A 15,244-nucleotide genomic window follows, 5' to 3' on the forward strand; every position below is an offset into this window, starting at 1 on the left:
TAACGGATTTTTCTGCATCACTGTGAAATTAGTTATGCAGGAGAGTACACAATACCCAGGATTTTTGCCGTAGAATTTCCTCCGGCCGTCACCAGATGATTCACAATAGAATCGTAGTAGATACTATCACCTTTCTGCAATTCATATCTCTCTTTTCCATAATGCACAACAATGGCTCCTTCCAGCACAAAAAGAAACTCCTCCCCTTCGTGTGATGAATAATTCTCGGTTTCTGTGACAGGTTTGATATCGATGAGAAACGGCTCCATGTTCCGTCCGGCCTTCCTTGCTGCCAGTGAAGAAAAATCCATGTGAGAGTTATTATCGGTCAAATGGCTGGTAAATGTAACGGTAGGAGACGAATCGGCGTGCCGGGTAACGACCGGCCCTATTTCTTCGCTGTCGTCAAGAAAAGTGCCCGGACGCACTCCCAATGCACGTGCTATTTTAATTAATGATGCAAGGGAAGGTATTCTTTCATCTTCAAGTATCCTATTCACCTGATCTACCCTTAACCCAGCTCCTGCAGCCAGATCTTCAACCGATATATTTTTACCGGCGCATAAAATTTTTATTTTTTCCGTAACAGCTACCATCTTTTTCCGATTGAAGCTGCAAAAATAAAATAATTTAAACAACAGAGCAAATATTATTCGAAAATGTTATTTTTCAGGTATGTTTTATATCAATTCTATTTTCTGAGGCCTGTTTTCATATCAATTTATCCCCGCATCCGGTATTATTCAATACGGTATTAAAATAAAGGGCAAACGGTCAGTATTTTATATTCTTGAACAATACCCTGTTTTCACGCGCCTCATTGAGGCGTGTAAGTATTTTTTCACGGTTATAATCAGAAAAATCGTTGTTTTCACTGCCGGTAATCAAATTGAGCAGATCCCTCAACTCCTGATCTGAGAATTGTTCCATGATCTCGTCGAACGGTTCTTTGGAGCCAATCTCGAAACGGATAAAAGCCAGCCTCGATTTTGCCGTCGGGAAATCGGGTGCAATCTCCAGTAACTCTTCCAGATAACCGGCAGCCTGCTCAAACTTTTCCTGTGCCACGCTGATATTCGCCAGCCTGTCGAGGACATCCTCATTACCTTCCGATGCAAGCGCTGCTTTCATATATGCTGTTTCGGCCCCGACAAAATCTCCGTCATGAAAAGCCAGTTCACCCTCCAGCATGAAATAGTCGAGTGTTTCCCTTTCAGCCTCCGGTATCTGAGTGAAGAGTTCCTTCGCCCGCTCATAGTCCTCTTTATTGATATAGACAAAAGCGCGTTTAGCCATAATACCTTCACTACCCAGTACGGCTTCCCTCTTATCGATAAGATCCATCATCTTATCGTATTGCTCCATTGCGCTATAGGCCTCCAATAAGGAATCATACACCGATTCATCATCGGACGATTTTTGCAGGCACTCCTCAAAAAGTGTAATTGCGGCTTCAAGATTATCATTCAGATAAAGTGAAAGGGCTTTCATCTTCCATACGTTGACATCGTCCTCATTGATGGTAAGCGCAAAATCAAATGCATCTACCGCCTTGTCATGTTGGTCGTTCATGGAATAGAGTTTACCTATATTTACCCAGCCGTCGTACGAATACGGATCGATATCGAGTAGCCGGTTATTGTACTCTATGGCTTTCTCCAGATTCCCCTTCATCTCGTAAGCGTATGCAAGATCGACAACAGCATCGCTGTTCGAGTCATTGATCTTCATGCTCTCTTCGAGAAACGAAATGGCACGGTCGAACATATCCACATCATTGAACATATATCCGAGTTCAGTAATGAAAAAATAGAGATCGTCTATGGGAAGTTCCTGCTTCAACTCATTATTGATAAGCTGGTCGGCTTTGGCATCCCTTCCGAGGTGTAATAACGACTCTATCTTGAGCAGTGCCAGATCGACCCCGCCATCGTCCGAGATCCACTCCATATAATCGAGCGCATCCTGGTACATCTCCGAATAGACAAGTACTTTCGCTTTCAACAACATTAGTTCGGGGCTACCGGGATGCATCTTCAACCCCTCATTGATGAGTTCTTCCGCTTCCTCGTTATCACCTTCGGCATTGTAGTATTCTGCAAGCATGGCGAATTCATCGGCATCGAAATAGATCTTCCTGCCGAGGGCACGCATATGCTCGTACTTCTCAATTAAAGAATTTATGTCCAGTTCGTTATCTTCCATTTACAGTCTCTCTTGGCTATTCTAATGTAGCCACCCAATAAAGAAAAGACAGGCCTCATTTTTTCCAGGAATCTTTCAGTGCTACTGTACGGTTAAACACTAAAGTATCTTCGGTGGAATCACGATCCACGTTGAAATAACCGATCCGTTGAAACTGGAAACTATCCAGCGGTTTGGCATCTTTCAGATATTCCTCCACCTTACATCCTTTTTTCACGATAAGCGAATCAGGATTCAACAGTTCCCTGAAATCTTTTTCCTTTTCACTAGCCGGATCTTCCACCATGAAAAGACGGTCATAAAGCCTCACTTCCGCGTCTAAGCTGTGAGATACGGATACCCAGTGGATAGTTCCTTTCACTTTGCGGTTCGAGTCGGGCATACCGCTTTTCGTCATCGGATCATATTCGGCATACACCTCTGTCACGTTCCCCTCTTCATCTTTCCTGCAACCGGTACATTTTACGATATATCCATTTTTCAGACGTACCTCGTTACCCGGTGTAAGACGAAAATATTTTTTAGGAGCTTCTTCCATGAAATCATCACGTTCAATCCACAGTTCACGGCTGAATTTCACTTTTCGGCCACCCATACTTTCATCTTCAGGATTATTGATAGCCTCCATCTCCTCTACCTGACCTTCCGGATAGTTGGTAAGGATCAACTTGATGGGATCAATTACACCCGATACACGTATTGCATGCGCGTTCAGGTCTTCACGTACTGCATGTTCCAACAGCGACACGTCGTTGATGGCTTCATATTTCGTATAACCTATCTTATCTATGAAATTACGAATAGCCTGCGCCGTATATCCTCTGCGGCGCATACCGGTCAGCGTCGGCATCCGTGGATCGTCCCATCCCGAAACCAGCTTTTCCTGTACCAATTGCAATAACTTACGCTTACTCATCACCGTATAAGTGAGGTTCAGACGGTTGAATTCGGTCTGACGCGGACGGTAATCACTATCGGCCAGTTGATCAAGGAACCAGTCGTACAGTGGACGGTGCACTTCGAACTCCAACGTACAAAGCGAATGGGTTACTCCCTCAAAATAATCAGACTGACCATGTGCGAAATCGTACATCGGATAAGCTTTCCATTGTGTGCCTGTACGATGGTGAGGAATATGGATTACCCGGTAGATAATGGGGTCGCGGAAATGCATATTCGATGAAGCCATATCTATCTTGGCACGCAATACCATCTTTCCTTCGGGGATCTCACCGCTATTCATCTTTTCGAACAATTCCAGTGATTCCTCACTGGGTCGGTCACGATACGGACTATGCGTTCCCGGTATAGTAGGCGTTCCCTTCTGTTTCGCGATCTCTTCTGCCGATTGCTCATCCACATAAGCTTTGCCTTCTTTGATAAGCTGTACGGCAAAGTCCCACAATTGTTTGAAATAGTCGGATGCGTAATAGACGTTTTCCCAATGAAACCCAAGCCATTTTATATCTTCCATGATGGAATCCACATACTCCATATCCTCTTTTACAGGATTGGTATCATCGAAACGGAGGTTACAAATACCGCCATATCTTTCCGCGATACCGAAATCAAGGCAAATGGCTTTAGCATGTCCGATATGCAGATAACCGTTCGGTTCAGGCGGGAAACGGGTCTGTATCCGACCTCCATTTTTTCCTTCTTTCAGATCATTCTCTACGATCTGTTCTATAAAATTAAGGTTTTTCCTGCTCTCCTCGACTACGGATTGTTCTTTTTCCATCATATGTATCGTTAATAATATTCTGTTTTCAACCTGCAAATTTAGCGAAAAAAATCATTACAACACCTGAAGTCCGACATTCCTAAAAATATTACGGGCGTTTTCGAGTCTTTCTTTCGATAGAGGTGATGTGTTTTCCAGTCGATATTCCATTCCCAACTGCTCATATTTACGGGCTCCCATATCATGATATGGCAGCAACTCCACTTTTTCGATACAGCGATAAGGAGCCAGGTAGTCGGCTGTTCTTTTCAGTAACAGGTCGTCATCTGTCCATCCCGGTACAATCACATGGCGAACCCAAGTGGGTTTGTTTTTTTCTTCAAGATAATTGAGGGATTGAAGCGTATTATCGATCCGTACTCCGGTCAGTTTTTTATGTTGGTCCGCATCGATCGATTTCACATCGAGCAATACCAGATCCACTATGTCAAAGACCTTCTGTCCTGCTTCTGTAAAGATGGCTCCGGAAGTATCGAGTGCGGTATGGATACCGCTTTCTTTACACAAGGAGAAAAATTCGAGCAGGAATTCCGGTTGCAAGAGCGGTTCTCCGCCGGTGACAGTCACGCCGCCTTTGGCTATGAAACTCTTATACCGTAAGACTTCCGTCAGCAGTTCTTCAGGAGAAAGGACGTATTTTCCGGTTTGTTTCGGATCCCATGTATCGGGGTTATGGCAATAAAGGCAACGCAAAGGGCAGCCTTGCAGGAAAACCACAAAGCGGATCCCCGGCCCATCGACCGTCCCGAAACTCTCCAATGAATGAATCCGTCCTAACATATAAAAGTATGCAACTAAGGCGTTCGTCTGACGATGTTTTGTGACCCGTTATAGCTCTCGTACGCTAAAAGAGTAGAACTCGCTTCGCTCAAACAGCTACTCTTTTTACGCTCACTGCGAGCTATGGGTACCCCACAAAACATCTAAAGGACTCCGCCTTAGTTACAATTATGGAAAATCTATAGTGAATGATTGATCGTCCTGGAGATCACATCCAACTGTTGCTCTTTGGTCAGCTTCACAAAATTAACCGCGTAACCCGAAACACGGATTGTCAGCTGCGGATAATTTTCGGGATGATTCATCGCATCCACCAGCAGATCCTTGTCGAACACATTCACGTTGAGATGCTGTCCGCCATCTGAAGTGAAATATCCGTCGAGCAGGCCGACCATATTGGTTATTTGTACGTTCCGCTCCTTTCCGAGCGTTCCCGGAGAAACGGCAAAGGTATAGGATATGCCGTCGTGCGCGTGCTGGAAGGGCAGTTTCGCCACCGAAGCCAATGCGGCCACCGCTCCTTTGGTATCGCGGCCGTTCATGGGGTTCGCACCCGGCGCAAAGGGTGTTCCGGCAGCGCGGCCGTCAGGTGTTGCTCCCGTCTTCTTTCCATATACCACGTTAGAGGTGATGGTAAGGATAGATTGTGTGGGAATGGCATTCCGGTATGTTTCGTGCTGACGGAGATATCCCATGAACTTACGGGTGATATCCACGGCGATCTGGTCTGTCCTGTCATCGTTATTTCCGAAAGGCACATAATCGCCTTGCCGTTCGAAATCCACGGCAATACCCCGTTCGTCGCGGATCACTTTCACCTTCGTATCACGGATCGCTGCGAGCGAGTCGGCCACAATAGAAAGACCCGCAATACCTGTCGCCCGGATACGTTGCACATCGCCGTCGTGAAGCGACATTTCAAATGCTTCATAAGCGTATTTATCGTGCATGTAGTGGATGATTTTCAACGCGTTGACGTATACTTTCGCCAGCCAGCGCATCATCTGCTCGAATTTCGCCATTACCTCATCATAATCGAGGTACTCGGAAGTGATACCCTCAAACTTAGGTGCCACCTGCACACCCGATTTCTCATCACGACCACCATTGATGGCGTACAACAGACACTTGGCCAGATTGGCGCGTGCACCGAACAACTGCATCTGTTTCCCTATCTTCATCGGCGATACGCAGCAGGCAATCCCGTAGTCATCACCATAATCGGGACGCATCAGGTCGTCATTCTCATATTGGATAGCAGAGGTATCTACCGACACTTTGGAACAGAATTGTTTCCAGTTCTCAGGAGAGTGCTGCGACCAGAGTACTGTCAGGTTCGGTTCCGGAGCCGGGCCCAGGTTGTAGAGCGTATGGAGGTAACGGAACGAAGTCCTTGTCACCAAAGTACGTCCGTCCACGGTCTGTCCACCCAATGATTCGGTAACCCATACCGGGTCGCCCGAAAACAGGTCGTTATAGTCCGGCGTACGAAGGAAACGCACGATCCGGAGTTTTATAATTAATTGGTCGATCAATTCCTGTGCTTCTTCTTCGGTCAATAATCCGGCTTTGATATCTTTTTCGATATAAATATCGAGGAAAGTCGAGGTACGCCCGATCGACATGGCCGCCCCATCCTGGTCTTTTACGGCCGCCAGATATGCAAAATAGAGGAATTGCACGGCTTCGCGGGCATTCTTTGCCGGTTCGGTCACATCAAATCCATAACCATTACACATTTTTTCGAAAGCTTTCAGCGCCTTGATCTGTTCCGAGATCTCTTCACGGCTCTGTATAACGCGTTCCGTAATTTCCTGAATATCGAGACGTTTAAGAAAATCTTTCTTCTCCCGGATCAGGACTGTTGTCCCGTAAAGCGGCACACGGCGGTAATCACCGATAATACGGCCTCGGCCGTAGGCATCGGGTAATCCGGTAATGATAGCCGACCGCCGGGCAGCGACCATCTCGTCGGTATAAGCCGAAAAAACACCTTCGTTGTGCGTCTTCCGATAGCGGGTATAAATCTCTTTGGTCATGGGATCGAGTTCGTACCCATATGCGTTCAGTGCGTTTTCTACCATGCGGATACCACCTTTGGGGAAGATCCCACGTTTGAGGGGTGCATCAGTCTGCAAACCGACGATCACTTCGTTATCCTTGTCGATATATCCCGGCCCGTAGGTGTCTATTTCCTGCGGATATTTGGTTTCGGCATCATACACGCCTTTGGCCTGCTCTTCCTTGAACATTTCCGTCAACTTGTCCCAGACTTTACGGGTACGTTCTGTGGAAGAAACCAGAAAACTATCATCACCCTCATACGGTGTATAGTTGTTCATAATGAAATCCCTTACATTGATTTCGTTTCTCCAGACTTCTCCTTTAAAGCCTTTCCAAGATTCATGCTGATTATTCATCGTTGATATATTTATTTTTGTAATGTTGATATATTGTATTTTTAATTATGCTTATCTGTTTTTTGCGGTTGACGAAGGAACAGGTACCAATAGACCGTTCCGACCAGTAACATGCCACCCACAATATTGCCAAGTGTCGCGGGAAACAGATTTTTCGAAAGAAAACCGGCCCAGGTGATATCGGCTCCACTATATATCGCCGCCGGAATGAAAAACATATTGGCGACAGAGTGTTCGTAGCCAAGCACAACAAAGATCATGATAGGAATCCAGATAGCTATGCTTTTCCCGGTGATGTCCTTCGCCGTGTATCCCATAAACATACCAAGGCATACCAGCCAGTTAGCTGCGATCCCCTTTATGAATACACGTACGAAATCCTGATTCACTTTTACTTCGGAATAATGATGCAGATAAGATTGCCAGGGTTCCTTATCGAATAAACCTACATTGGCAGATAATACGAAAGCAATGAATTGTGCTCCGACGAAATTAAACAGATAGGAAAGCAGAAGTATTTTTACCACTTTTACCACCGATACATCCCGCTTCAATAATGGGAAGGTCAGACCGGCACAATCGCTGGTGAACAGATCGGCTCCGGTGACTGAGACCATGATAAGTCCCACCGGGAAGAGTGCCCCTGCCACAAATTTCATCAGTCCCGGATTAGTACTACCGGTTTCCGGCATTCCTCCGGCGACCATTACAGTCAGCAACCCGCCGAGCGCAATAAACGCTCCACCAAGGATAGCTGCAATAGCAAAATGTAGAAACGGGAGCTTCGACTTATTAATTGCTGTGATCCTAAACGCTTCGGCAGCTTCTGCCGGAGTATAATAATTCATATTGCCTTCCTAAAACATAAACCAAGAGTAATAAAGGGAAATTCTTTATCGCAAGAAAAGTATTTTCCGTATAACCCTTAACAATCTTAATCAAATCGGATGCAAAGATACGATTTAACCTTTAATTACGGAAATATTTCCACAATTAATTTCCAAATTTTTTATTCATCTTCATTATCATATCGATACTCTGGCGTAAGGCACCACATCCGGCGCACAAAATTGGCTATCCAGGTATTTATAATATCCGGAAATGGCGACCATGGCGGCATTATCGGTAGTATAAGCAAATTTTGGAATATGTATCTTCCATTCATAACGGCGGCTATATTCTTCAAAAGCAGCCCGCAGACCGGAGTTGGCCGATACACCTCCGGCTACCGCCACCTCTTTTATTTGCAGGTCTTTGGCTGCATGGTAGAGTTTGTCCATCAGGATCTCGATAATAGTCTTTTGTAGCGATGCGCAAAGATTTTCCTTGTTCTTTTCAATAAAACCGTCATCTTTTTTCAACTCATCACGAAGAAAATAGAGGAATGATGTTTTCAATCCGCTAAAACTGTAATCGTAACCCGCGATATGCGGTTTACTGAATTTAAACCTGTCGGGGTTCCCCAATTTAGCCAGCCGGTCTACCACCGGGCCTCCCGGATAACCCAAACCCATCACCTTGGCGCACTTGTCGAACGCTTCTCCCGCGGCATCGTCGATGGTTTGCCCTACAATCTCCATATCGTCATAAGACTTCACCAATATGATCTGTGAATTACCGCCCGAAACCAGCAGGCAGAGAAAGGGAAATTCGGGTTGATTGGTATCATGCTCATCCTCTTTGATAAAATGTGCCAGCACATGCGCCTGAAGGTGGTTGATCTCAATCATTGGAATATTCAGTGCCGATGAGAATCCTTTTGCGAACGATGTGCCGACCAGCAAAGAACCCAACAAGCCCGGTCCGCGTGTAAAAGCCACAGCCGAGATATCCTCTTTTGTGATGCCGGCCTGCTTCAGTGCGTCATGTACTACGGGGATAATATTTTGCTGGTGCGCGCGTGATGCCAGTTCCGGCACTACACCACCATACCGTTCATGGACTGCCTGACCGGCAATCACGTTCGAGAGGATCACTCCGTCGCGGATAACGGCAGCGGAAGTATCATCACAGGAAGACTCTATGCCTAATATTGTAATCATCTGGTTCAATTGTTGTTCAAATTACTTTGCAAATTTAGATGTTTCCTACGCTCAACAGAGTCAAAACAAGTTTTACCTCTGTATTCACTTGTCGAAAACATTCAGTTGTTGTATGAAGCGATTCACGTGAACTCAACAGGTGAATAACACTTATATATTGTTTGCTGTTCTCCGGAATTTTATATTTGTAAGCACGATGGCAAAGAGGATAAGGAATACCCCTACCCATTGAAGCGCCTGCACATTCTCCTGAAGGATAAAACTGGAAGAGACCACTGCGACCGGCAACTCTGCTGCGCTAAGGATAGCGCCCAGCGAAACTCCGGTACGCGGCATGCCGAAAGAAAAAAACAGAGGAGGGATAACGGTTCCAAGCAATGCCAGCATCAATCCCCATTTATAAAGTCCGTCGAAAAACAGTCCATCAAACAAAAATAACGGTGGAAAAATCATCCAGGTGACAATACAGGAGCCGGTAATCATCAATGCCCCTTTTTTCAAAACCGGCAGATCATTCCCTACCCTGCCGCTTGCTATCAGGAACAGGGCATAACAAAATGCAGCCAACAAGCCAAATCCTATCCCTTTTATATTTAAAGTCACAGCCTCGTTAAATATACCTGCCGCGAACACCGTGCCGACAAGCACTATTGAAGCGGCAATCAGTTGCATTCTATGCGGTTTTTTTCTGAACAGGACCGCTTCAATCAAAATGCTGATCCACAGATATTGCATCAACAGGATAATGGCAATGGATGCGGGTAATAGTTTTACGCACTGATAGTAAAAAATACCAACCAATCCTGTGAAGATCCCGGCAAAAGCCACTTTCCACCAGGCGGTCCGGCCTGGAGAACTATTGTCACCAGCAAGCGACCGGAGGGGCTGTTCTCCGCTACGCACTATCCGGCCTGAGGAAGCGTTTCCAGCAGCTCCCAAAGGAGTGCGGTTCCCTGCCCCGAACAGAAACTTTTGCAAGGAATAGAGCGCCCACAACATCACCATTCCCAGGAAAGCCTGGCTTCCGGTTATTTGTCCGAGGGTGTAACCTTCCTCATACGCATTTTTTACAATCGTCGATAGAACTCCGAAGCTACATGCCCCAAGAAAAACAAAAATACCTCCAGTGAATTTATTCCGATTCATTTCTTTCTATTTCCAACTCACGAAAATCCTAAACACATTTCAAAAATAGTAGTAGCCTTTTTGATAAAACGGATGCAAAGATAATGGAAAAGAATTTAGTAATCGTTTTTTAGCTTTCCCGCTTACAAAGAGTTCAATCAAATAAATCTTGTAAATTTGAGAGTAAAGTCTTATTTTTGTAGGTGTTAAAAGCTATATAGCAATGATGACTACCGATGAATATTTGCAGAAACTGAAACAGTTTAAATTGCAATACGCCGAAGAGTACGGCATAGAGCGCATTGGAATTTTCGGTTCTGTGGCACGCGGCGAACAGACCGAAGACAGCGATATCGATATTTATTACGAAGGCAAGTCGTTGGGATTGAAATCGCTGGTAAGCTTTCCCGCCGAACTCGAAAAGTTTTTCGATATGCCTGTTGATGTTGTGCGCAAACACAAGAACCTGCGCCCTTCTTTCCTTAAACGCATTATGAGTGAGATTGTGTATGCATGATAAGTTTTTGATAATTGAGACATTAGGGCAAGTTGAAACGACGATTGAAAATTTGCTCAAAAGTACGGCTCACATTAAGGATATAGATGAATTGACAAAATCCGCAGATGGAATGTTGCGAACGATATACCTCCACTTTTAGCCGTAATAAAACAAATGAAAAAAGACATAAACGCTGTATCAGAATAACGTTACTTTTTTGTATTACGCGTCTCTCTTTTCTAACACCCACCTCAGGAAAGTGGTATATCTTAATTCTATTTTCGCAGGAAAAGTAAAGGGAGCCGGTATCTTAATGGCCTGCCCGTCGTGGTCCACGGGATAGACCTCCACTTCGTACCAGCCTCCCGAACGGGAAACATATAGTGTTTCGGGAACGTCTTAAAAGATGAAACGCACCCATCTGGACTTGCCAACTTATTTGAGACAAAAAGTTAAGCGACATTTTTAATTAATTGTTTTTTAATATTATACTGTTCCCAATATTCATCAATAGTCAAATTACCCAATGCTGAGAATCTTCTTTTATGATTATACCAGGATTCAATATATTCAAATATATCCAAGCGCGTTTGCTCTCTTGTCTTGAGCTTGGTTCCGTAAATCAACTCGGTTTTGAAAGATTTAAAGAAACTTTCAGCCACCGCGTTATCCCAGCAGTTGCCTTTCCCACTCATGCTTTGCTCTACCCTATAGTACTGCAACAAATTAACAGTTTGTTTGCAGGCATATTGAATGCCCCTGTCAGAGTGAAAGATCATCCCTTCTTTAAAGGTTCTTCCCGTTTTAATATGACTTAACAAAATAAATTTTACCTTTGTATCGTATGACAACAAGCGATATATTAGAAAGAATCTTACTGCCTATCAATGATTTATGGTGTGTAGACAATGTTCAAATAAATGAAGAAGAAAAATCTGTTTATGTTCACCTATCATATAAGTTTGATTTTGTAGAAATTGACGGAAGAGATTACCCCATTTACGATTATCGTCATGAGCGTAATTGGCGTCATTTGGATTTATGGCAATACAAGACCTATTTAACTGCACGTATTCCGCGCTATAAAATAGGCGGTGAAATCCGTTCCGTTGACGTTAGCTGGGCAGATACAGGTGAACGTCTGACGACTTTACTTGAAAAAAAACGATAGAAACTTTGTCTCTGACAAAAAGTCAAAGCCGCACAGCTAAACTTTTGTCATTGAGCCACTCACAAGTAAGCCGGATAATGCACCGCAGCGTATCTCGAGGGCTGGAACGTCGAGACAAAAGCGACATTTATCCACACCTGAGCATTGACGAGAAAGCAACCAAAAAAGGACATCACTATTTAAGCATCTTATCCGATGAGCGCGCCGGAGTAGTTATTGAGGTTGTATCGGGACGAACCAAAAAAAGCGTAGATGATTTATGCGTAAAACTTTCTCAAAAGCAGCGCAAATCCGTCAAGACCGTATGCACGGATATGTGGGATGCTTATATCTATGGCGCAAATAAGTATTTTAAGGAAGCTAAACTCTGTCATGACAACTTCCATTTGGTGGGCTATTTGAATAAAGCGGTAGATAAAGTTCGCAAGAGAGAAGTTAAAACAAACGATGCCTTAAAGAAGAGCAAGTATCTGTTTTTGAAGGATAAAATGAACTTTACCAATAAACAGTATATTGCTTTCGAGGCTATATCAAATGCCAATTATGAGGTTTCGAGAGCTTGGAGAGTAAAGGAAAATTTTAGAGACATCGCATTTCGCCAAAACCGGCTGGATGCCCTTGCCATATATTCCTTTTGGCGGCTGGATGCCCAAAGGGCGAATATTAAAGAAATGAATGAGGTAGTCGAGATGTTTGACAGACATCAAAACGGCATTGTAAACGCAATAGAAACAGGTGCCTCAAATGCAAGAGCAGAAAGGTTAAACAGTTCAATACAAGAGATAAAAACAATTGCCAGAGGATATAGAAATGATGATAATTTTAGAGTAGCAATTTTGTTTTTCCATGGAAATCTTGATATGTATCCATAAATGTTAAGTCATACTAAAACTTATAGAACCGAGAAAGATATTGGGAAACGATCCCTGTATACATATTCAAACCGTAAAAAATAGAGGATATCTGCTAATTATTGATCTGTGATTTTTTCAAAAAACATATTATACCTCATACAGTTTCACAATCCCTTTTGCCTCTGCCAGCAACTCACGCGCAACATGGGCTATATTGTAAATAAGCCTTACCCTATGATTTCCGGCATCATCCATCATTTTGTCGATCTGTTCGTCCCAACAGTTTGCTTTCCGGAAACTGTCCTCAATCTGCTTTTCATCGGCGTTGTTGGTTAACATCTCCGAAACCAGCCGGAGTACGTCGCTCACATCACGGCAGAGATCAAGTTCTTTCTCCGACAGGTCGCCGGCCGACTTATGGACACCGAAAGCGGAGATATAGGACAGCAGGGCATGGTTCAGGTTAGTGAGGTTAAAAGCCTTATCCTGGTACCTGCGCCTGTTCTTGGGTTCCAGCCGCATCCATTTCCAGGCGGAGGTCAGGGCGTTGTCGGCATTGTAAGCGGTACGCCGGTTGTGAAGATAATCCTCCTCGGAGACGGAACCGTCATAGATGCTCTCGAAATAACGCCTGTTTTTTGCCACCGCATTCAGCATCAGCCCCGGGAGCTGCTTATACTGCCAATCGGGCCAGATAAAGCGCACAGCCAGATAGGCAAGCGCGCCGCCCACCAACGTATCAATGATACGGGGCATCATTACGGCCACTCCCTGGTTGGAAAGCAAATTGAAAGCTGCCAGCACGAAGATAGTGATAAAGACGACAGCGATCGTATAGTTTTTCTTCAGCCAGTAAAAGAAGAAGTAGATGGAGGTGAGCAACAAGAGTATCTGTCCCGGAGTGGTGGGCAGCAGTTGTGCCAGGGCGACCCCTCCAACCACACCCATCAAGGTACCGAACACACGGTGAAAGAGGCGGATACGCGTAGCACTATAGGTTTGCTGGACGACAATCAGTGATGTCATCAGTATCCATGAACCCTTCCCGAAATTCAAATAAAGCATGATCCCATATCCCAGCATCCAACACAAGGTAAGCCTCACTGCAAAGCGAAAACGGGGATGAGTGGGATGTAACAGTGATTTCAAACCGGTTCTCTCCGGCTTCCGGGAATGAAAGACCGTCACATCTATCTGGTCGATGGTTTTTTCATTCTCCCGGAGATTTTCTTCCAACCCCGTCAGGTTTCTCAGCAGTAACGACAAAGTAAGATAATGGGGTTCGTCTTTCTCTGCATCGAGCATTGCCCATAGCGCCGTTATCGTCCATTTCAACGAGAATGGATGCTTGTAAGGCCGTTCGGTCAGCAGGGAGTCGGCATAGAGACGCACTGCCGTTGCAATTTCCCTCATCAGCTTCCCGAATCCTTCCAGCAAACCGCTGTTTTTCACCTGGCACGATAATAAATCGTACTGCTCATGGCTCGATATGGCCCTCTCCTGCATGGCCTGCAGCAAAAACCATTGCCGATAGTAATGATCCACCACCGGAAGCGCTTCAGGAGTGCATTCTTCCGAATAGCTGTAAAGATCGTTCTTGCATGCTTCGATCTGTTGCGCCAGATTTATATTTTTCTGTGCCAGTTGGGTCCTGATAACTTTTTGTACCTGGGGATCGCTGGGGAATAGATTTGCCTTCAGGTCGATATATTCTGCCAGGAAGTGAAAACCACGGGCAAGCTGTTGTTGCAATAGCCGATAAGGCCTGAAGTAAAGTAGCAGGATAGAGATCACGGCATAACAAAAGGCTCCAAGGGTGAAAAACAGGGGGAGATAATACCATTTTTCACTGTTTTCAGCCGCCAGCATGGAATAGACCAAAATAAGCATTGTCCCGAAAGTAACTCCCTGCATCCGTAAATCGATACCTCCAATCAAAAGGAGGGAAAAGGAGAGAACAAGCAACACAATAGCAAACCAGGCCGGCAGAGGTAGAAAGATAGCCACTAAACTACTGGTAATTACGTAAAGTATTAGCGCTATGGAGGAAGATTTGATCCTTCCTTTCGGATGCACATCGGTTTCTCCCAATGCCATCGCCACCACTCCCAGTGCCAGAGTCGTACCAAAAAAGGAGTTATGGAATATCAACTCGGTGGGGATCAGCAGGAAAGCAATGGATACGGTCACCTTCAATGCCCACAAATGATCGGGGCTTTTCCAGAACACATTGATCCAGATGTCGGCTATCCTATCTTTTATCGGTTCTACTCCATTACTCATCTCTTTATCTTTTGGCATATCTATGTAGGAAATTACCAATTGCCAATTGCGAATTACTAATTACCAATTACTAATGACTAATTAATTGGTACGCCAAACATCAACAAATCATCAAATCACC

At 44.7% G+C, this 15,244-nt stretch carries 13 protein-coding genes; 3 read left to right on the plus strand and 10 right to left on the minus strand.

What is annotated here, in order from left to right; translation table 11 throughout:
* Positions 1-32: 32 nt before the first annotated feature.
* The 8 genes from PSM36_RS09545 to PSM36_RS09580 all read right to left on the minus strand — a co-directional run bounded on the left by PSM36_RS09545 (position 33) and on the right by PSM36_RS09580 (position 10,337).
* Positions 33-596 (minus strand): helix-turn-helix domain-containing protein, encoded by a 564-nt coding sequence (locus PSM36_RS09545; protein ID WP_076930710.1) that lies wholly within the window; start codon positions 594-596, stop codon positions 33-35.
* A 178-nt stretch (positions 597-774) separates the two neighbouring features.
* Entirely contained in the window at positions 775-2,205 is a 1,431-nt protein-coding gene (locus PSM36_RS09550) for a tetratricopeptide repeat protein (protein ID WP_076930711.1), read from the minus strand.
* 55 nt (positions 2,206-2,260) lie between these two features.
* Positions 2,261-3,949, minus strand: a complete 1,689-nt coding sequence (locus PSM36_RS09555) for a glutamine--tRNA ligase/YqeY domain fusion protein (RefSeq protein ID WP_154671000.1) — start codon at positions 3,947-3,949, stop codon at positions 2,261-2,263.
* A 54-nt stretch (positions 3,950-4,003) separates the two neighbouring features.
* Positions 4,004-4,729 carry a pyruvate formate-lyase-activating protein gene (pflA, locus tag PSM36_RS09560; RefSeq protein WP_076930712.1) on the minus strand — a complete coding sequence of 242 codons (726 nt, stop codon included), beginning with the start codon at positions 4,727-4,729 and terminating at the stop codon, positions 4,004-4,006.
* A gap of 179 nt (positions 4,730-4,908) precedes the next feature.
* The gene (pflB, locus tag PSM36_RS09565; protein ID WP_076930713.1) at positions 4,909-7,149 is read right to left on the minus strand and encodes a formate C-acetyltransferase; all 2,241 of its coding nucleotides are present in this window, start codon (positions 7,147-7,149) and stop codon (positions 4,909-4,911) included.
* A gap of 41 nt (positions 7,150-7,190) precedes the next feature.
* Positions 7,191-7,997: a formate/nitrite transporter family protein gene (locus tag PSM36_RS09570; RefSeq protein ID WP_076930714.1), complete on the minus strand. Its 807-nt coding sequence runs from the start codon at positions 7,995-7,997 to the stop codon at positions 7,191-7,193.
* 177 nt (positions 7,998-8,174) lie between these two features.
* Entirely contained in the window at positions 8,175-9,191 is a 1,017-nt protein-coding gene (gene tsaD, locus PSM36_RS09575) for a tRNA (adenosine(37)-N6)-threonylcarbamoyltransferase complex transferase subunit TsaD (protein WP_076932165.1), read from the minus strand.
* Between the two features lie 150 nt (positions 9,192-9,341).
* The gene (locus tag PSM36_RS09580) at positions 9,342-10,337 is read right to left on the minus strand and encodes an EamA family transporter (RefSeq protein ID WP_076930715.1); all 996 of its coding nucleotides are present in this window, start codon (positions 10,335-10,337) and stop codon (positions 9,342-9,344) included.
* A gap of 202 nt (positions 10,338-10,539) precedes the next feature.
* On the opposite strand from PSM36_RS09580, the gene PSM36_RS09585 reads away from it, so the two are divergent.
* Positions 10,540-10,833 carry a nucleotidyltransferase family protein gene (locus tag PSM36_RS09585; RefSeq protein ID WP_019541122.1) on the plus strand — a complete coding sequence of 98 codons (294 nt, stop codon included), beginning with the start codon at positions 10,540-10,542 and terminating at the stop codon, positions 10,831-10,833.
* 434 nt (positions 10,834-11,267) lie between these two features.
* Here the strand turns inward: PSM36_RS09585 and PSM36_RS09590 are convergent, their stop codons facing one another.
* Positions 11,268-11,666, minus strand: a complete 399-nt coding sequence (locus PSM36_RS09590; RefSeq protein ID WP_076930716.1) for an IS3 family transposase — start codon at positions 11,664-11,666, stop codon at positions 11,268-11,270.
* Here PSM36_RS09590 and PSM36_RS09595 point away from each other — a divergent pair.
* Together PSM36_RS09595 and PSM36_RS09600 are read left to right on the plus strand one after the other, a co-directional pair.
* Positions 11,660-11,986: a transposase family protein gene (locus PSM36_RS09595; protein WP_076928393.1), complete on the plus strand. Its 327-nt coding sequence runs from the start codon at positions 11,660-11,662 to the stop codon at positions 11,984-11,986. The two genes, PSM36_RS09590 and PSM36_RS09595, sit on opposite strands and share 7 nt — an antisense overlap.
* A 50-nt stretch (positions 11,987-12,036) precedes the next feature.
* Positions 12,037-12,858, plus strand: coding sequence for an ISL3 family transposase (locus tag PSM36_RS09600; RefSeq protein WP_076928392.1), 822 nt, complete (start codon positions 12,037-12,039; stop codon positions 12,856-12,858).
* Between the two features lie 129 nt (positions 12,859-12,987).
* Here the strand turns inward: PSM36_RS09600 and PSM36_RS09605 are convergent, their stop codons facing one another.
* A complete protein-coding gene (locus PSM36_RS09605; protein ID WP_076932166.1) occupies positions 12,988-15,141 on the minus strand; it encodes an FUSC family membrane protein in 2,154 nt (717 codons plus the stop codon).
* Between the last annotated feature and the right edge of the window lie 103 nt (positions 15,142-15,244).

This window comes from Proteiniphilum saccharofermentans (genome assembly GCF_900095135.1).
GTDB classification, from domain to species: Bacteria; Bacteroidota; Bacteroidia; order Bacteroidales; family Dysgonomonadaceae; genus Proteiniphilum; species Proteiniphilum saccharofermentans.